Raw genomic sequence first — 20,245 nt, 5'->3', positions numbered from 1 at the left:
ATAAAAAACGGGACACACCGCCGTTGCGATATGTCCCGCCATATATGTCGGTTTTCAGCTATTTACTTAACCTCTTCAACTTCAACTGCAGCTTCAGGCTTCAGCCAATGGTCGAGCCAACGGAAGAATACACGCTGCCAAAGCACTGCATTCTGGGGTTTCAAAATCCAGTGGTTCTCATCGGGGAATATGAGCATTTCAGCCGGAACACCACGCAGGCGAGCCGCATTGAATGCCATCATGCCCTGTGATGCAAGGATGCGGAAGTCATACTCTCCGTGAGTTATGAGAATAGGAGTATCCCACTTGTCGACAAATTTATGGGGCGAATTGGCAAAGCTGCGCTGTGCAACGGCATTTGACTTATCCCAGAACGGGCCGCCGAGGTCCCAGTTGGCAAACCACATCTCCTCAGTTTCGAGATACTGTGATTCGGTGTTGAATATACCGGCATGAGCGATAAGACAGGCAAATCGCTTGTCATGATTTCCGGCAAGCCAATATACCGAGAATCCGCCATAACTTGCACCGGCGGCACCGATGTGTTCACCATCGATATAGGGCTTCTCCTTCATGTAGTCGACTGCGCTCAAGTAGTCACGCATATTCTGGCCGCCGTAATCGCCCGATATTTGTGCGTTCCACTCAGTACCGAAGCCGGGAAGTCCGCGACGGTTGGGAGCGATGATGACATAACCGTGCGACGCCATCACTGCAAAGTTCCAACGATAGCTCCAGAACTGGCTTACGGCCTGCTGGGGACCGCCCTGGCAATAAAGCACTGCGGGATACTTCTTGCTCTCATCGAAGTTGGGAGGCAGGATAACCCATGTGAGCATCTCCTTGCCATCGGTCGTGGGCACCATTTCCTGTTTAACTGTAGGCATGGTCACTTGATCGAGGAGCTCCTTGTTGACTTCGGTAAGCTGGGTCACTTCACCGTCCTTAACCGAATAGATTTCATTGGGAGCTATCATTGAGTGATGCATTGTGATGACACGGCCGTCGGATAGAGGTGCTATGCAGTCATAGTCGCAAGTACCTTGAGCTACCACGCTCACTGTGCCGTCAAGTCCTATAGAGAACATGGGCTTAACGCCGTCACGGCAAGCGAGGAAATATAGGAAGCGGCTATCGGGAGCCCACGATATGGCATCGACAGTGTAATCCCAATTAGCTGTAAGGTCGGTCTTTTCACCGGTAGCGCAATCCATGACAAAAATGCGGTTTTTGTCGCTCTCATATCCGTCATGCTCCATGCTCAGCCATGCCACATACTTTCCGTCGGGCGAGTACACAGGATTGGTATCGTAACCCATCATGCCCTCGGTGATGTTCTTGGTAGTCTTCGAGTCGAGGTCATAGAGATACAAGTCGGAATTGGTCGACAATGCATACTCCATTCCGACCTTCTTGCGTGACACATATATAAGCTGCTTGCTGTCGGGCGACCAGGCAAACGACTCAACGCCGCCAAACGGCTTCATGGGAGCCTCGTAAGGTTCGTCCTGCATTATGTCGTAGACATTGGTGACGCTGTTTCCGTCAAAGTCGCCGAGGAAGGGATGAGGAATCTCGGTCACCCACTCGTCCCAATGCTTGTACATCAGGTCGTCAATTATTCGACCCGAAGCCTTGGGGAGGTCGGGATATACATCCTGGGCTGTCTTCGTATATTTAACATTGGCAATCATCACTACGTGCTTTTCATCGGGAGAGATTAGGAAGCCGTTGACTCCGTTCTCGACATTGCTGACACACTTACGATTGTTGCCGTCGGCATCCATAACCCACACCTGGTTGATACCGTTATCAGGATAGAGGAATGCAATCTGAGCACCGCCGTTAATCCACACGGCATTGTTTTCCGACTTAGGTGTACGTGTCAGGCGCTTGACATCGCTGCCGTCGACATTCATTACATAGAGGTCGCGGTTTGAGGCATTTTCTTCAATGCTTTCGTAGGAAACACCATAAAGGATTTTGGTTTCATCGGGCGACACAACCGGCTCGGTTACTCGACCTATCGCCTCAAGAGCCTCTACTGAAAAAATACCGTCGGTTATTTTCAAGTCGGGCTTGTCGATAACTTTATCATCGGCTTGTTGAGTCGCACACGATGCGGCAGCAATGAGTAAAGCTGTTGACATAATGACTGGTTTAAAATAATTGTACATATTGTAAGATAATTAATGATGTATTGCAATTTTTAACACAATATACAAAGGTACAAAATTATTTTAATCCTGATTTAGCAATGATAAGGCCCGTCAGTCATTTAACATATAACAACATTCGATAAGCTAATTTGAACATTTAAAAATCGTACCTTTGCAACATATAATCAATTGATATGCCCGAAAACAATCAATCAAATAGCTCACGACGCCAAAAGCCTCAGCACCCATCGCTCTACGACACCGGAGGGCGCATGATGCCACGCGACAAGGAGGTGGAAGAGGCAGTACTCGGAGCCCTCATGCTGGAAAAGGATGCCTACACAACGGTGTGTGACATCCTGAAACCCGAAAGTTTTTACGAACCGGCCCACCAGCGCATCTACGAAGCCATCCAGAGCCTCGGCGCGGCGCAGAAACCCATCGACATGCTCACTGTGGTAGAGCAGCTTCGCCTCAACAACACTCTCGACGAAGTTGGCGGCCCCGTAGTCATATCGGAGCTTACTTCACGAGTGGCCTCGGGAGCCCACGTTGAATTTCACGCCCGAATCGTGGCGCAGAAATACCTTGCACGCGAGCTCATAACCTTTGCTTCATCAATCGAGGGAAAAGCATTTGACGAGAGCAACGATGTCGACGACCTGCTTCAGGAAGCCGAAGGAAAGCTCTTTGAGATTTCGCAACGCAATGTAAAGAAGGATGTCACGCAAATCGACCCCGTGATAGGACAGGCCATCGAGCAGATACAGTCGGCGGCCAACCGTACATCGGGACTCAGCGGACTTGAATCGGGCTATCACAAGCTCGACCAGTTGACTTCGGGATGGCAGAACTCCGACCTTATAATCATAGCCGCACGACCGGCCATGGGTAAGACCGCATTCGTGCTCTCGATGGCCAAGAACATGGCGGTCAACTTCAACATTCCGGTGGCCATATTCTCACTTGAAATGTCCAATCTCCAGTTGGTAAACCGTCTGATAAGCAATGTGTGCGAGCTGGAGAGCCAAAAGATAAAGTCGGGACAGCTTACCCCCATCGAATGGGATCAGCTGATGTCACGCGTAAAGCACCTCTACAGCGCACCGATGTACATCGATGACACGCCGTCACTGTCGATATTCGAGTTACGTACCAAAGCTCGCCGACTCGTAAGAGAGCATCAGGTGAAATTCATAATCATCGACTACCTGCAGCTGATGAACGCCTCGGGAATGAAGTTTGGCAGCCGCGAGCAGGAGGTGAGTATGATATCACGCTCCTTGAAGCAGCTTGCCAAGGAGTTGAACATTCCCATCGTCGCCTTGTCGCAGCTCAACCGCTCGGTTGAATCACGCCCCGGCAATGAAGGAAAGCGTCCTCAGCTCAGCGACCTCCGTGAATCGGGAGCGATCGAGCAGGATGCCGACATTGTGTGCTTCATTCACCGTCCCGAGTATTACACCCGCTCCGACCAGGATGCGGCAGGAAATGACATTCGCGGACTTGCCGAGTTCATCGTGGCAAAACACCGTTCGGGTTCGGTCGACGACATAAAGCTTAGGTTCAAGGCCCGATTCGCCCGTTTTGAGAACTGGGACGAGGAGGACAACGATGCACTTTCGTCAACAAGCACCGTTGGTTCAAGGCTAAATACATTTGACAACGACCCCATAGCCTCGACGAGCGCTCTAAGCGGCGGCGACGCCGACATCATGAGAGGACCCGAAGATACCCCACCTCCGTTTTAAAACATTTTTTTCACAATAAGTCGGAGCATTTTAAACTTTTTCTCACAGGCATTGTTTTAGAGGTATAAAAAGAACATTTTATAACTCAACTATTTCAATGTTTATGAAAAAAGCTTTATTAATGATTGCCCTCATGCTAGGTAGCGTGACCGCTTTCGCTCAGAACAAGAACGAGGTGAAACAGCTTCAGGCTTTCTTATCTCAGCCAGCTGAAAAAGGTGGAACAAATGCAACTGCATTAAAGATCACTGACATTAAATCACCGGCAACATGGGAAGGTGTCACCGTAGCTAACGGACGAGTAACCGCTATCGAATGGAAAGACAAGCACCTTGCCGGAACTCTTGACCTGTCGGGCTTCACAGCTCTTACTAAGGTGGATGTATCGCGTAACGCCATTACTTCAATCTCAGTAGCAGGTGACGCAGCTCTCGTAGAACTCAACGCTTCACGCAATAAGCTCTCGACTCTTACGCTTGACGGTAATGCCGCCCTTACAAAGCTTACAGTTTACCGCAATCGTCTGACCGACCTTGATATTGCAGGAACTCCGCTTCTTGAGAACCTGAACTGCTCTAACAACTTGTTTGTCGAATTAAGTGTAGCCAACGCCACCAACCTTAAGACTCTCAACTGTCAGGGTTGCCACATCGAGGCATTGAACGTACAAGGCTGTACCGCTCTTAAGAATCTCTACTGCGGTTACAACAAGCTGACCTCAATCAACCTCTTCGGCGTTGAAAACCTTACCAACTTCAACATCGACGACAACGAAATCTCCAACATGATTATTTCAGGTCTGCCCTCGTTGAGCACCTTCATCTGCAGTGACAACCGCATGGCAACTCTCGCACTCCGCGACTGTAGCGCACTTATCGATGTAGTTTGCTCTTACAACGACTTGACAAGCTTCACCGTTGACAACTGCCCCAACCTCCAATATGTTGACTGCTCTTACAACGACCTTACCAGCTTGACATTGAGCAACCAGACATTCCTGCAGCGTCTTATCTGTAACAACAACCAGTTGACATTGCTTGATGTATCATTTGACCAGGCTCTTACCTACATCAACTGCCGTTACAACTACATTACCGACTTCCGTACAATCGGATGTAGCAGCCTATCAATGGTTGCATGCCAGTGGAACTATTAATGACAGCTTTTTCAAGTCGGCTTGACCGATGACTAAACATTAGATGGGAGCGTAAGATCGAAAGGTCTTACGCTCCTTTCCTTTATTTGCCCATGTTGGTTTTTTTCACTAATTTTGCAGTCCTATGAAACGTATTAGAAATTTCTGCATAATAGCCCATATCGACCACGGCAAGAGCACTCTTGCCGATCGACTTCTTGAGTACACCAACACTATTGCCGCAAAGGACCTACAGGCACAGGTGCTCGACGACATGGATCTTGAGCGAGAACGTGGAATAACCATCAAGAGCCATGCCATACAGATGAACTACACTCTCGACAGCGAAGAGTACACGATCAATCTCATCGACACTCCGGGACACGTTGACTTCTCCTACGAAGTGTCACGCTCAATAGCCGCCTGTGAAGGCGCACTACTCATTGTCGACGCATCGCAGGGCATCCAGGCCCAGACAATATCCAACCTCTACATGGCCATCGACAATGACCTCGAAATAATCCCGGTTATCAACAAGGTCGACCTTGACAGTGCAAAGCCCGACGAAGTAGAAGACCAGATTGTAGAACTTCTCGGATGTAAACGCGAAGAAATAATACGTGCATCAGGAAAGACAGGTATAGGAATACCCGAAATACTTAAAGCCATAATCGAGCGCATACCCGCTCCCACCGGCGACCCCGAAGCTCCGTTGCAGGCATTGATATTTGACTCGGTGTTCAATCCGTTCCGAGGCATTATCGCCTACTACAAGATAGTCAACGGCACAATACGCAAAAACGACTTCGTGAAATTCGTATCGACAGGCAAGGAGTACCATGCCGACGAAATAGGCGTGCTGAAGCTCGACATGTCACCTCGCGAGGAGCTGTCGGCCGGCAATGTGGGATACATAATCTCAGGTATCAAGACCTCCAAGGAGGTCAGGGTCGGCGACACCATAACCCATGTCGACCGCCCGTGCAAAGAGGCCATCGACGGATTTGAAGAGGTCAAGCCGATGGTGTTTGCCGGAGTTTACCCAATTGAAACCGAAGATTTCGAAAACCTGCGCTCATCGCTCGAAAAGCTGCAGCTCAATGACGCATCGCTCACCTTCACACCCGAGTCATCGGCCGCTCTCGGATTCGGATTCCGTTGCGGCTTCCTGGGATTACTTCACATGGAAATCATTCAGGAACGCCTCGGTCGAGAGTTTGACATGGATGTCATCACAACCGTGCCCAATGTGTCCTACCGCGTATATGACAAAAAAGGTGTCATGACCGAGGTGCACAACCCCTCCGGCCTACCCGACATCACGCTCATCGACCACATCGAAGAGCCCTACATAAGGTCGTCGGTCATAACCGCAGCCGACTATATAGGCCCCATAATGACCCTTTGCCTCGGCAAGCGAGGTGAGCTTGTAAAGCAAGAGTACATTTCGGGCAACCGCATAGAACTTACATTCGACATGCCCCTTGGTGAAATAGTAATCGACTTCTACGACAAGCTGAAGTCGATATCCAAAGGATACGCATCATTTGACTACCACATCCACGATTTCCGTGAGTCAAAACTCGTAAAGCTCGACATCCTGCTCAACGGCGAGAGCGTCGACGCCCTAAGCACCTTAACCCACGCCGACAACGCCGTGACATTCGGCCGACGGATGTGTGAAAAGCTGAAAGAGCTCATTCCGCGTCAACAATTTGACATAGCCATCCAAGCAGCAATAGGAGCGAAGATAATAGCCCGCGAAACCATAAAGGCCGTGCGAAAGGATGTAACGGCAAAGTGCTACGGCGGCGACATTTCACGTAAACGCAAATTGCTTGAAAAGCAAAAGAAAGGAAAGAAAAGAATGAAACAGATAGGCTCGGTTGAAGTTCCACAAAAAGCTTTCCTTGCAGTACTGAAACTCGATTAGGACATAAGTTGTCATATTTACAGCATCATATTTTTTTCAATTTACATTTTTTATTATGGATTCGACACATATTGAAGAGCACGACACCTTCACCCACAGGGTCTATTACTCGGCCAAACGTGCGGTAAAGAGTCATGCTTCGGGAGGAAATGTGCTCATTGTAGCTACCATTCTCGCCCTTGTTGTTGCCAATATTCCGGGAATCAACCAGATGTACAATGATTTCTGGGAGCAAGAGATACGCCTTCAGGTAGGCTCGTTCAACATTTTCAGTCACGCAGGCCATCCGATGAGCATGCTTCAGTTCATAAACGATGCTCTCATGGCGATATTTTTCTTCACAATAGGACTGGAAATAAAGCGTGAAGTACTTGTGGGCGAATTGAGCTCATTCAAACAAGCGCTTCTGCCTATCATCGCTGCAATAGGCGGCATGGTGGTGCCCGTGGGAATATACCTGATGTTAAGCGCGGGAACCGATTTCAGCAGCGGCGCAGCCATCCCCATGGCAACCGATATAGCCTTTTCGCTCGGAGTGCTTGCAATGCTCGGAAGCCGAGTGCCCATATCGCTTAAGATATTCCTTACAACCCTCGCCGTAGTCGACGATATAGGCGGCATCATAGTCATTGCGGCATTTTACTCGACCCACATCGAAGCTATGCTTATTGTATATGCTCTCATACTTCTCGGAGTGTTGTTTCTCGGCTCGGTGTTCAAGATACAAAGTAAGATTTTCTACCTGTTGATAGGAACAATCGTGTGGTACCTCTTCCTAAACTCAGGAATTCATCCCACCATCGCCGGCGTGCTTGTGGCATTCTGTATCCCGGCAACACCCGTGTTCCCGCCAAAGAAATATATCCAGACAATACGTCGTTCTATAGCCTATTTCAACGCCGAAGACGACGAACTGCTCAATCGCCGCTCGATATTGAACAAAGACCAGATGGACTGGCTTAAACAGATAGAGTCGGCATCGGATAAGGTGATCTCTCCTCTTCAGGAGCTTGAGGACTCACTCCATCCGGTGGTCAACTACCTTATAATACCCATCTTCGCATTTGCCAATGCGGGCATTACATTATGGCACATGGACGCATCGGCCCTCGTAGGGGGCATCGGCCTTGCCATTATATGCGGACTCGTATTGGGAAAATTCCTCGGAATATTCGTGTTCTCATGGCTTACCGTGAAGCTGCATCTCGCACCAATGCCTCAATATTGCAACTGGAAGATGATGGCATCGATCTCAATGCTCGGAGGTATCGGATTCACCGTTTCACTGTTCATCGCCAACCTGTCGTTTGGCTCGATGGGCGCACACGGGCTTGAACTTCTCAACAACGCCAAGCTCGGCATCGTAGTGGGTTCGCTTCTCGCCGGAGTGCTCGGCTTCATGATGCTGCATCACTTCCTGCCCAAGACACCGTGTGAAGACTCGGGCGAATGTTAACAGCACAAACAATCATCAACAAATAAGCAAATGCGGGATGCCCGGTATCGGACATCCCGCATTTACTATAAGGAACGATTAATCGCTATCTAAAAAACACGGCAATTATTGTCCCAGATATGTCTTGAGCAGCTTGCTCTTCTGCCCCTTCAAGCGTCGTATCGCTTTCTCCTTTATCTGGCGTACACGCTCACGGGTCAAGTCAAACTTAGCACCAATCTCTTCAAGAGTCATCTCCTGGCATCCTATACCGAAGAACATCTTCAGAATTTCGCGCTCACGCTCATGCAATTGGCGAAGTGCTCGCTCCACCTCCTTGGAAAGCGACTCCTGGGTCAAGGTGGCATCAGCCATGGGCGAATCGTCATTGGTCAGCACATCAAGAAGGCTGTTGTCCTCACCTTCAACAAACGGTGCGTCAACCGAAATGTGACGGCCCTGAACCTTAAGCGTGTCGGCAATCTTCTCCACGGGCACATCAAGTGCCTCGGCAAGCTCTTCGGCTGAAGGACGGCGTTCATTTTCCTGCTCAAACTTTGACAGTGCCTTACTGATTTTGTTGAGCGAGCCCACCTGATTCAAGGGCAGACGCACGATTCTTGATTGTTCGGCCAATGCTTGCAAAATGGACTGACGAATCCACCAAACCGCATAGGAAATGAACTTGAATCCTCGTGTTTCATCAAATTTCTGTGCTGCCTTGATTAGGCCAAGGTTACCTTCATTAATCAAGTCAGGAAGCGATAATCCCTGATTCTGATACTGTTTTGCTACAGAAACGACGAAACGCAAATTGGCACGGGTCAGCTTTTCAAGAGCGGCCTGATCACCCTGCCTGATTTTTTGAGCAAGTTCAACCTCCTCTTCTACAGTTATAAGATCCTCACGGCCAATTTCTTGCAGATACTTATCGAGTGATGCGCTCTCTCGATTGGTGATTGACTTAGTAATTTTTAATTGTCTCATCTGTATATACACAAGATATTAAACGTACAAAGATACAAAATTCTATCCAAATTTCGCACGTTAAATGTAAGATTTATGGATAAAGGATTTAGTATTATAACATTTTCAAGTCATGTTAAGTCATCCCAATTAGCTATTTTCAAGATTTAATAGGTAAACTTAAGTATTTTAACACATAAAAAACGTGCCACGCCGATTTGCCCGGCATGGCACGCTCATCCAATTATGTTACGCTCAAATTAATCGGCTAAATCAACTGCATAATAAACCTTACGACCGGTTGGATAGATTCCGGTTATGAACATAACCTTATCTGCCTCGTCGCTCTTCATTATGGCATCATAGATTTTCTCTACATCATCCTGACTCTTGACACGCATGTTGTTTATGTCAAGGATAATGAATCCGTCCTTTATACCGGCACTCTTGAACTTGCCGTCCTTAAGGCCTACAACCTGCAATCCGGAGGTAAGCTGATACTGGCGGAGCTGCTCGGCCGACAACTTCTTGAAGGCGCAACCGAGTGCGGTGTAGTCGTTGGCAACCGTGATGTTGACATTACCCTGATTGTTACGCAATGTAACGTTGGTCGACTTCTCCTTGTTGTCGCGAATGTATTTCACTACAATCTTGTCGCCGGGACGATACTTGTTGAGCTGCTCCTGAAGCTGTGCGCTATTGTGAATTCCAACTCCGTTTATACCTATTATTATATCGTTCTTCTGCAATCCGGCCTCCATTGCGGCACTACGTTCAACCACTTCGTCGATGAGTATACCGTCATTTACGGCAGTAATCTCCATGTCCTTTACAAGCTGGGGGGTAAGCTCCCTGTAAGCGACTCCGAGCACGGCACGCTGAACGGTTCCATACTGCTTGATGTCGGTGATGATCTTCTTTACAATCGATGTGGGCACAGCAAATGAATATCCGGCATAGTTACCTGTCTGTGAATATATTGCGGTGTTGATTCCCACAAGTTCACCATTGATGTTGACAAGAGCGCCTCCCGAGTTTCCGGGATTGACAGCGGCATCAGTCTGTATGTAGCTCTCGATACCCATAGGACGACCCTGTGTGGCGCTACCTATACTGCGGGCCTTGGCGCTGACGATACCGGTAGTCACTGTCGAGGTGAATCCGAAAGGATTACCCACGGCAAGCACCCACTCACCCACCTTCAGCGCATCACTGTCACCGATAGGAATTACGGGAAGCCCCTCGGCCTCTATCTTCAGCAAAGCGATGTCGGTCGATGCATCCGAGCCTATGACCTTAGCGTTAAAGGTGCGGTTGTCGTTAAGCGTTATTTCAAGTCGCTCGGCACCGTCAATGACATGATTGTTTGTAACGATATATCCGTCGGGGCTTATGATGACACCCGAACCGAGTCCGAGCTGCTGCTCAGGCTTATCCTGCTTCTGCTGAGGCTGCTGACGGCGATTTCCTCCATTGGGCGAACCGAAGAAGAACTCCAGGAACGGATCATTGAAAGGCGATGCACCTCCACCGTTGCCGTAAGCGTTATATCCGCGAGGAGTCGCATAACTCTTTATGCTCACAACGCCGTTGATTGTGCTTTCGGCGGCATGAGTGAAGTCGGTAGGAGGTGTTACACCATTCTGCGACACCTTGTAGATACCGCCTCCGTCATATCCCGACTCGGTAAAAGTATAGGATGATGACGACGGCATGTCATTACCGTTGAGTACATCTACGGCAAATACCGTAACAGCCGAACTGGCAATAGCCACTCCACAAGCCAATAATGCAATTTTACTATACAAATTCATAACTCTTAGATTGGTATGTTAATTTTTAAATTTTCCAGTGTTAAATTTTAACTCTTGTGATTTAGACGCAAAAATAACGCATTATTTTAATTGTAGTATATTAAAAAATGTATACTTAAACCTATTTAATAAAGGCGCATCTCATTTTAAACTATATTGACTATAAAAATGTGAAATTGATTGAATAACTATGTGATTTATGCAATAATACACACAGTTATGGCAATATACCACCTGAAATTTAATATTTGTCATGAAATAATGCAATGACATATACCCGTATTGTCGGCTCATTTATCTATCTTTGCAATAACAACCAAATCACAATACACATTATGATTAAACAATTAATTACAGCAATTGCCATAGCAGCAATAAGCTGCACGGGAGTGGCACAGTCGACCGTATACATGACACGTGACATAACGCCCGAATCACTCGTGAAAATATACGAGGCAGTAGGACGCAAAGCTCACGGAAAGGTAGCGGTAAAAATCAGCACGGGCGAACCCGGAGGCCACAACTACCTGAAACCCGAACTAATCAAGGGCCTCGTACAGAAAGTCAACGGCACAATCGTTGAGTGCAACACTGCCTACGGAGGCCGCCGCTCAAATACCGAAGAGCATCTAAAAGCGGCTCGCGAACACGGATTTTTCGATATTGCCGATGTCGACATAATGGACGGAGCCGGAGAGATAAAATTGCCCGTGCGCGACACCACCCACATAAAGTATAATCTCGTAGGCGCCAACCTCGCCAACTATGACTTCCTGATCAACCTCGCACACTTCAAGGGTCATGCCATGGCAGGACTGGGCGGAGTACTGAAAAATCAGTCGATAGGCATAGCATCGGCCAACGGAAAAGCCTACATACACACAGCAGGATACACCGACAAGCTCAAAGGCATGTGGTCGCACACCGGCGATCAGGACGGATTCCTTGAATCGATGGCTGCCGCAGCCCAAAGCGTGGCCGAACACTTCGGCGACAACATCCTCTATATCGATGTAATGAATAATCTTTCGGTCGACTGTGACTGCGATTCACATCCCCATGATCCCGAGATGAAGGACATAGGTATCCTCGCTTCAACCGATCCGGTGGCTCTCGATGAAGCCTACCTTGAACTGGTGTATGGCGTAAAGCCCACCGAAGGCAACGACAACCGTCCGTTGATAGAACGCATCCAAAGCCGTCACGGCAACCACACCATAGACCATGCCGAGAAAATCGGCCTTGGCTCAAAGGAGTACAAGATTGTGATGATTGACTGACATTCCAGTCAACACAAAATAGTGAAGGCCGGCTTCTCTTTCGAGTTACCGGCCTTCACTATTTTATGTCCATTCAATTTTTACTAAATCAGATATTGCGATGAAATTGACTGATTTTCATGCACGCGACGAATAGTGTCGGCAATCAGGTGTGCCACCGACAATATCGTACACTTGTGGCAGTTGCCCTTATAGGGAATACTGTTGGTGAAGATCATCTCGGTTATGCCGCTTTCGTTTACACGATCGCTCGCAGGATCGCTCATGATAGCGTGAGAGCACAATGCACGCACACTCTTGGCTCCCTTCTCCATCATGAGGTCGGCAGCTTTGGTGATAGTACCGGCAGTGTCGACCATGTCATCAATCAGAATGATGTTCTTGTCCTGAACATCGCCGATAACGGTCATCGTTGCCACAACATTGGCCTTGGCACGCTGCTTATGACACAGGATAAGAGGCACATTGAAATATTTGGCGTAATTATTGGCACGCTTGGCACCACCCACATCGGGAGTGGCAATAGCCATGTTATCAAGATGAAGCGACTCTATATAAGGTATAAACACCGATGATGCATAGAGGTGGTCGACAGGAACGTTGAAGAATCCCTGAATCTGGTCGGCGTGCAAGTCCATACAGATTACTCTATCGACGCCGGCCGTGCTCAGCAAGTCGGCTACAAGCTTTGCGGCAATCGACACACGAGGCTTGTCCTTACGGTCCTGACGAGCCCAGCCGAAGTAAGGCATCACAGCTATAATTGATTGTGCCGAAGCTCTCTTGGCAGCGTCAATCATCAGTAACAATTCCATGAGATTGTCGCTGTTGGGAAATGTCGACTGCACAAGATAAACTTCGCATCCGCGAATTGATTCTTCAAAAGAAACTTCAAATTCACCGTCAGCAAAATGCTGGATGTTCATCTTGCCAAGCTCGACACCGAGTGAGGCACATATCTCTTTGGCCATGTACTCGGACTTGGTTCCGGCAAAAATCTTAAATGGTGGTAACATTACACAATATATTTAGTATGTTGGAATTTTTGTGCAAATTTATTGTTTTTTGATATTATTTCGCCTATCGTCAGCTCTTTTTTTATCATCAGGGAGTACATTTTTATGCTTTATCTTCCAAATGACGGCATCGTAGGGACCTATTTCAGTTTCAAAGGGCTTGTCTGACGACATGGATTTACGCATCATGTCCTTTGACAGGAGTTCCTTGGCAACGCAATCGCCCTGAGGCATGCTCAACACCTCAAATGCATGCTGCGGAATGTTTATCTTCAAGTTGCAGGGATAGCCACCAAAGTTAACGGCAATCAACAACGTTTCATCATCACAGCTGCGCAAGAACGCATATTGGCGATGAGGATTCAATGTGGGATTGTCGTAGTTTACATACATCAAGTCAAAGAAACGGCCGCTTGAAATAGCCTTCTCGCTATTGCAAAGGCGCAGTATGGTGCGATATTTGTCACGCAGCCATCGCTCCTGACCTGTCAATCGGTCATTGTTGCACTTTCCTCCGTTGAGCCAACGACGCACCGTGGGAATGCTCCAGTAGTCAAATATTGTTGTACGACCGTCGTAGCCGCTGAAACCTTCGGCATCCAGAGCCTGCTCGCCAAGCTCCTGACCGGCATATATCATAAACGGGCCGCGTCCCATCATGGCGCTTACAATCATCGAGGGGATGACCAGCGACGGGTCGCCGGCATAGTATTTTGAGCCGAATCGCTGTTCATCGTGATTCTCGAGGAAGTTCAGCATATTGTCGGAGATTCCGTCAACCGTCTGCCAGCAATTGGTTATCTGTGCAGCCGAGATGTTGGAACATTGTATGCCGCGAAGCGTGTCGTAGAGGTTAACCTTGTCATAGAGGTAGTCAAATCCGCCGTACTTTATGAAGTCACGGTAAAGCGACACATCATATATCTCGGCAATGAATATGACATGGGGATAACGCTCCTTGACATTGGCGATAGCCCATTGCCAGAACTCAATAGGCACCATGTGAGCCATGTCACACCTGAATCCGTCGACACCCTTTGACGCCCAATAGCGCAGGATGTCAAGCATTTGGAACCATGTGCGCGGAATCGGATAGAAGTGATGGGAACCGTCACCGTAATCGATACCGTAATTCAGCTTTACCGTTTCATACCAGTCAAACTGCGACGGAAAGGCCGTGAAGCAGTCGTTGCCCGACGCTTTTGCCGGAAACTCCACGTAAGCATCATCTCCGTCACCAAGGTCGATGCTCGGAGCAAAGAGCTGATGAGGTATGTAATAGAAATTATTGTTGCGCTCAAAGAATCGATTCTTGTCGTCGCCCACACCGAAATCCACAACCTCGGCTGGCTTAGCGTCAGAAACATATTGTCGCGACACATGATTGGGAACGAAGTCAATGATCACGCCCATACCGGTATCATGAGTGCGCATCAACAACGCCTCAAACTCCCCTATTCGATTGTTCACATCCACAGCTATGTCAGGATCCACATCGTAGTAGTCCTTTATCGCATAGGGCGATCCGGCTTTGCCTTTGACTACGTGTGGATTATCTCTACTTATTCCATAGCGCGAATAGTCGGTCTGATTGGAGTGTTCGATAATCCCTGTATACCACACATGCGTGATTCCCAAATCCTTAATGCTTCTTAGCACCTTGGTGGTGATGTCGTTCATCTTGCCTGAGCCGTTTTGCTCAATCGTACCGTTAGGTATGCAATGCTCATTGCAATTGGCAAACAAACGAGGAAGCATTTGATAAATTACCGGTTTTTCCTTACTCATTTCTTCTGTTATATAGATTTAGTCAACTAAATGCAATCACGGTTAAGCGAGGCCGGCCTTCTTTATGGCATCGCGAGCCGCTTTGTAGCCGCTTCGGAAAACAAGTTCCTTCTGATGCATATTGAACACATGCATGTCGGCTATGGACTTTGTTTCGATGACAAGGTCACATAGGTGCATGTCGGCAATGGCGTTTGTCTTGGCCATCAGCATGTAGGAGCGTTGAGCCACATCAAGCAAAGTACCCTTATAGGTATTTTTCTTCACCATGGGGCTGCAGTTTATGCCTATCAGATAGTCGCAGTCATCACGTATCGCCCACGCCGGAAGGTTGTGAAGCACACCACCGTCAACATAGTTTAATCCGTCGATTTTTACCGGCTGAAACACGATGGGAATCGAACACGACGCCATCACACGCTCAGCTATAGCACCTTCACGCCACTGCACGGGGCAGCAGTTGTCAAGATCGGTGGCACACACTACAAGCGGAGTACTGCATTGCTCAATCAGCTCCACTCCAAGTGACTTGGTTAAGAACGACCGAAATCCGTTCATGCGGAAAAAGCCGTCCTTGGGGACGCTTATTTCACAGAAATCGGTGAACTTGGCCTTCATGAACAGCTTCATGATCTCAAGCGGCTTAAGACCTGCGCTATACATCGAGCCGGCAATCGAACCCGCGCTCACCCCTGCAATTATATCAGGCTTGATGCCCAATTCATCCATGGCGTATAAAGCACCCACATGGGCAAACCCACGTGCTCCTCCACCACTAAGTGCCAGACCTATCTTATATGGTTTCTTTTCAGACAAAATGTAAATACTTTCTTATCTAAACACAAAATTAATGGTTTTATATCATTCAACCATCGATTTGTTGTAAGAATTTAACACGACAGCCCAATTCATCGCACCCCGCGCCCCGGGTCATGGGCGATATTCATCGCCAATCACGAGCTTGTCGCCACTGTCGTCCACATTGAAAAGATGCGGGACACGATGATAGTGACCATTGATCGACTTATGGCTGTGAACCGACATAAGCAACCGGCCGTCAAATGTGCGGAAGAGCATTCCATGACCGAAATCGGGAGGCGTAATCGGCTCCTTCTCCTGAATCCACGGTCCCTCAAGAGTTCCCGACTTGGAATAAGCCACGCCTTGAGTGTAGACATCATATATCCAGCTTGTCCATATCATGCCGAGCCGTCCGGTAGCGGTGCGAAACAGGTAAGGCCCGTCGGTCACTCGATTTGGACGCTCCTTGCCGTCGATTTTCTCGCGGCTCCAAGGCGAATCACTTGCACGGAACAGTATCCGTCCATCTCCCACACTTCCGCTAAGATCGGGCTTCAACTCAATACTTTCTACCGTACCGTCCCAATTCTGCAGCCACTCCCAGCAATAGACCATGTAAGGCTTGCCGTCGGTGTCGACCCAGAATGTGCCGTCGAGAGTCAGTTTGTCAGCAGGCAGATATGTGTCATCGGCCATCGGACGATAAGGGCCTTCGGCTTTGTCGCTTACCAATACGTGGCTCGCACGACGTTCAAGCTTGTTGCCACGATATTCTCCGAGTATGTTCTTGCTGTTGGTAAATGTCGCGAAGTAGTAATATTTTCCTTTGTACTTGTGAAGCTCGGCAGCCCAAATCATGGGGTTGGGCCCCATCCACGACTCATCGTCGGTTTCGGCTACATTGTATGGACCGTCCCAAAGCTTCAAGTCGCGACTTTTCCATAACAGGCCGCCTGTTCCCGTCATGTAATAAGTCATCGTGGCGCTATCGGCCAATATGCACGGATCGCTCAGCACTATCGAGTCAAGAGGCACGTTGTTACGAACCCTTGCTTTACGCTCGGCGGCATCTGCTGACATAACTACTGCCAGAGCTACAAAAATCATTACTAATACACGCTTCATTGCAATGTGAGGGATAATTGGATTAATATTAATTGAGTCTTGGATATGAATAAATTTTGCTTTTGTCGAGCGAAAGTATCTAAGACCCGAGTCAAAGATAATGAAAATCCGTTATTTTGCATAACTTTGCAATTCATAAATTAAAGCTACCGCTATTACAACGGGAACAAAGCAATGACTATCAAACATAAACAACAACCGTCATGAACATAACGGAACTGCGCGACTACTGCCTGTCACTACCGATGGTGACCGAGGATTTCCCTTTCAATGAATCGATTCTCGCATTCAAGATATTGGGCAAAATATTTGCGGTTATAGACCTTGACCACATTGACTGGCTCGTAATGAAATGCGACCCCGACTATGCTGTGGAACTGCGCGAATCCCATCCGGAGATAACCACGGCATGGCATTGGAACAAAAAGTACTGGAATCAGGTGAGAATGCGCGGAGCCTTGACCGACGAACTAATAATAAGCCTGTTGCGCCACAGCTACAGCGAGGTTGTAAAGAAATTCACAGGAAAAATAAAGCGCGAATATCCCATATTGTTGACAGTGCAATCTCCGGCCAATCATTGATGGTTAAAAAACGATAAAAATCGTTATGTGAGAATATTTGAGATATTTTTCACTATATTTGCACAAAAATACCAATCATTTAAATATGAAAACCCTGCTATCGAGGATTCTACCCATCCTCATTACTATGATTATCACAGGATGCAACAACGATATTTTCATTGACGACAAACATCCTTCAATTACCGAGATTGAGATTCCCGACCAAGGCAATAAATCAATCACATTCCAGACATCGCAACTGAAGTCCATAGAGATTGCATTCTACAACGATGCCACTTTCGATTGTACGCTGTTTGATCACACGGGCGACATATATAACAAATACGACGACCGAGATTACATCTATCTCTACGAAATTTCAAGCAGTATGCCCCAAATAACGCGCATGTTGGCCGAAAACGACGATGTGGCTTTTGAAGTAACGCGCACCGGCGAAAACGAGTTGACAATCAGCTCAATCAGGAATATGACTGATTACAATGTGCGCGGCAGCATAATGTTGTCCTACACCTACAAGGAAGAGTTCATTGCGTTCTCGATATTGCCGTCGCCTGGTGGCCCTACCTTATATTCAATAAAGGGATTATCCTACAATAAGTCAAGCCTTTCGCAGGGGTTCAGCGACGAGCAGAGCACTCCGTTTAGAATTATCAACGAAACGCAATCGGTGACAAAACAGGTGTTCAATCCCCAACAACATTGCACCACCATGGTGATATTCAATACCAACGGCATGGACCGACTGAAACTCGACCCCGATGCCGAAATGCCGGTAGTGGAGATACCATCCTACATCCACCGTGACGATGTCGAGGAAATCGCGGGAGGATTCAACGGTCGGGAAATTCAATTCTCACGCGAGATCATAGTCACCGACACTCCCGACAACGCACTGATTGGCGGGGGAAGCTTCAATGTAGATTATCCCGTCGAGGTTCCACCAATGTCGGCAAGAGAGCTAAACCTGTCGATCAACCGAATCATCATGAGAGCAAACGGCGAGTTGACATTGGTGAACAACCGTAATGACAAGGAGCTCAAACTACCGTTTGTGGTCACGGTGATGCAGCCCTACAACTACAGTTGCAAATGGGAAGAAGCGACAATCGACGAATAAACCCGATAAATAATCTGCACGAAATCTACACTCATGATTTTTAAACATATAATTGCGATAACCGCCTTGTTGGCATCGGCATCGGTCAACGCCGCCAACCTATCGAAGCAGGACACTTGCGCCAACGCGCCGAAATATATACACCGCATCGGAGCCGATCTCCGCGGCGGTTACGTGGCATCTTCGGCCAACCATGTGGCACAGGACTATGACGAAACGGGTGCGACAAAGCTCCACAGCGCAATGTCGGCCCACCTCAAATATTCGTTTAAATACTCAGATGTCACGCGCACCGGTCGTCTATATCCCGATACCTATCAGGGCATCGGCCTATCCTACACCACTTTCTTCAACAACGCGCGCACAGGTTCTCCTATAAATCTCTATCTCTTTCAAGGTGCTCCAATCATCAAGTTGTCACCCCGATTGTCATTGGACTATGAGTGGAACTTCGGTGCGTCATTCGGTTGGAAGAAGTATAATCCCGACCTCCCTCCGGTGAACATCATCGTGGGTTCAAAGGTGAACGCCTACATCAACCTCGGCTTCATGCTCAACTACCGCATGTCACGCCAATGGAGCCTTACGGCAGGAATCGACATGACCCACTACTCCAACGGCAACACCTCATGGCCCAATCCCGGAGTCAATTCACTCGGAGCGCGTGTGGGAATGACTTACACATTTGACGACAGGACAAAATCGTCGCTCGACACTCCCCACCCTGCAGTTGACCCGGTTAAGCCTCACATAAGTTACGACCTTGTCGTGTATGGAGCGGCACGCAAGCGCATGATAATGCTGCACGATTCGCCTGAATTGCTTCCCGGACGATTCGGAATAGCCGGAATAAACTTCTCGCCGATGTATAACTTCAACCGGTTCTTTCGCGCCGGAATGTCGGTCGACATTCAATATGACGAAAGTTCCGACTTGGCTTCCTATTGGGTCGACGGCACCTACGGCGACGACATCAAATTCCGCCGCCCGCCCTTCTTTCATCAGGTTTCGGCCGGACTTTCATTGCGTGGCGAGCTTGTAATGCCCATATTTTCAATCAATGCCGGTGTAGGCTACAACATCCTGGGCAACCCCGACACGCGCAACCTCTACCAGGTGCTTGCGCTGAAGATACACATGACCCGCAGCCTGTTTTTGCACATAGGCTACCAGCTCAACAAGTTTGAGAATCCCAACAACCTCATGATAGGCATAGGCTATCGTTTCCACGACCTCCGCTGAATCAGCGCGGTAGCTACGACAGCAGCCCGATGCCGAAATATTATTGCTGTATTATAAGGTGTATGTGAGCAGAAATTGCTATTTTTGTAAGTTAGA

At 48.1% G+C, this 20,245-nt stretch carries 15 protein-coding genes; 8 read left to right on the top strand and 7 right to left on the bottom strand.

The genetic code is table 11. The features are described 5' to 3' along the window. Window positions 1–62: 62 nt before the first annotated feature. Window positions 63–2,150: a S9 family peptidase gene (locus E5354_RS00595; protein WP_135946059.1), complete on the bottom strand. Its 2,088-nt coding sequence runs from the start codon at window positions 2,148–2,150 to the stop codon at window positions 63–65. A 203-nt stretch (window positions 2,151–2,353) separates the two neighbouring features. On the opposite strand from E5354_RS00595, the gene dnaB reads away from it, so the two are divergent. The 4 genes from dnaB (at window position 2,354) to nhaA (ending at window position 8,434) form a co-directional block, all read left to right on the top strand. Next, on the top strand, window positions 2,354–3,910 hold the full coding sequence (gene dnaB / locus E5354_RS00590; protein WP_135946058.1) for a replicative DNA helicase: 1,557 nt from the start codon (window positions 2,354–2,356) through the stop codon (window positions 3,908–3,910). Window positions 3,911–4,013: 103 nt separating this feature from the next. Then, window positions 4,014–5,066, top strand: coding sequence for a leucine-rich repeat domain-containing protein (locus E5354_RS00585; protein ID WP_123395942.1), 1,053 nt, complete (start codon window positions 4,014–4,016; stop codon window positions 5,064–5,066). Between the two features lie 124 nt (window positions 5,067–5,190). Further along, window positions 5,191–6,978 (top strand): translation elongation factor 4, encoded by a 1,788-nt coding sequence (gene lepA, locus E5354_RS00580; protein ID WP_135946057.1) that lies wholly within the window; start codon window positions 5,191–5,193, stop codon window positions 6,976–6,978. A 55-nt stretch (window positions 6,979–7,033) separates the two neighbouring features. Further along, window positions 7,034–8,434 (top strand): Na+/H+ antiporter NhaA, encoded by a 1,401-nt coding sequence (gene nhaA / locus E5354_RS00575; protein ID WP_135946056.1) that lies wholly within the window; start codon window positions 7,034–7,036, stop codon window positions 8,432–8,434. A gap of 105 nt (window positions 8,435–8,539) precedes the next feature. On the opposite strand, the gene E5354_RS00570 is transcribed toward nhaA, so the two are convergent. Together E5354_RS00570 and E5354_RS00565 are read right to left on the bottom strand one after the other, a co-directional pair. After that, complete coding sequence (locus tag E5354_RS00570; protein ID WP_123395945.1) at window positions 8,540–9,400, bottom strand: RNA polymerase sigma factor RpoD/SigA; 861 nt, start codon at window positions 9,398–9,400, stop codon at window positions 8,540–8,542. Between the two features lie 239 nt (window positions 9,401–9,639). Continuing rightward, on the bottom strand, window positions 9,640–11,154 hold the full coding sequence (locus E5354_RS00565) for a Do family serine endopeptidase (protein WP_246863701.1): 1,515 nt from the start codon (window positions 11,152–11,154) through the stop codon (window positions 9,640–9,642). A gap of 374 nt (window positions 11,155–11,528) precedes the next feature. Here E5354_RS00565 and E5354_RS00560 point away from each other — a divergent pair, with 374 nt between their 5' ends. Next, entirely contained in the window at window positions 11,529–12,473 is a 945-nt protein-coding gene (locus tag E5354_RS00560; RefSeq protein WP_135946054.1) for a DUF362 domain-containing protein, read from the top strand. 83 nt (window positions 12,474–12,556) lie between these two features. Here the strand turns inward: E5354_RS00560 and E5354_RS00555 are convergent, their stop codons facing one another. The 4 genes from E5354_RS00555 to E5354_RS00540 all read right to left on the bottom strand — a co-directional run bounded on the left by E5354_RS00555 (window position 12,557) and on the right by E5354_RS00540 (window position 17,158). After that, window positions 12,557–13,489, bottom strand: coding sequence for a ribose-phosphate pyrophosphokinase (locus E5354_RS00555; protein ID WP_123395947.1), 933 nt, complete (start codon window positions 13,487–13,489; stop codon window positions 12,557–12,559). 39 nt (window positions 13,490–13,528) lie between these two features. Continuing rightward, entirely contained in the window at window positions 13,529–15,277 is a 1,749-nt protein-coding gene (locus E5354_RS00550) for an alpha-amylase family glycosyl hydrolase (RefSeq protein ID WP_135946053.1), read from the bottom strand. Window positions 15,278–15,319: 42 nt separating this feature from the next. Further along, complete coding sequence (locus E5354_RS00545; protein ID WP_168353786.1) at window positions 15,320–16,093, bottom strand: patatin-like phospholipase family protein; 774 nt, start codon at window positions 16,091–16,093, stop codon at window positions 15,320–15,322. Window positions 16,094–16,207: 114 nt separating this feature from the next. Continuing rightward, a complete protein-coding gene (locus E5354_RS00540; protein ID WP_370455923.1) occupies window positions 16,208–17,158 on the bottom strand; it encodes a glycoside hydrolase family 43 protein in 951 nt (316 codons plus the stop codon). 248 nt (window positions 17,159–17,406) lie between these two features. Between E5354_RS00540 and E5354_RS00535 the strand changes: the two genes are divergently transcribed. The 3 genes from E5354_RS00535 to E5354_RS00525 all read left to right on the top strand — a co-directional run bounded on the left by E5354_RS00535 (window position 17,407) and on the right by E5354_RS00525 (window position 20,149). Next, entirely contained in the window at window positions 17,407–17,787 is a 381-nt protein-coding gene (locus tag E5354_RS00535; protein WP_135946051.1) for an MmcQ/YjbR family DNA-binding protein, read from the top strand. A gap of 85 nt (window positions 17,788–17,872) precedes the next feature. Continuing rightward, a complete protein-coding gene (locus tag E5354_RS00530) occupies window positions 17,873–18,907 on the top strand; it encodes a hypothetical protein (RefSeq protein ID WP_135946050.1) in 1,035 nt (344 codons plus the stop codon). Window positions 18,908–18,940: 33 nt separating this feature from the next. After that, on the top strand, window positions 18,941–20,149 hold the full coding sequence (locus E5354_RS00525) for an acyloxyacyl hydrolase (RefSeq protein ID WP_135946049.1): 1,209 nt from the start codon (window positions 18,941–18,943) through the stop codon (window positions 20,147–20,149). The last annotated feature ends 96 nt before the right edge of the window (window positions 20,150–20,245 follow it).

It is taken from the genome of Muribaculum sp. NM65_B17, from assembly GCF_004793735.1.
GTDB classification, from domain to species: domain Bacteria; phylum Bacteroidota; class Bacteroidia; order Bacteroidales; family Muribaculaceae; genus Muribaculum; species Muribaculum gordoncarteri.
The sequence above is the reverse complement of the archived record's forward strand: the minus strand, read 5'-3'. Positions and strand labels throughout refer to the sequence as shown.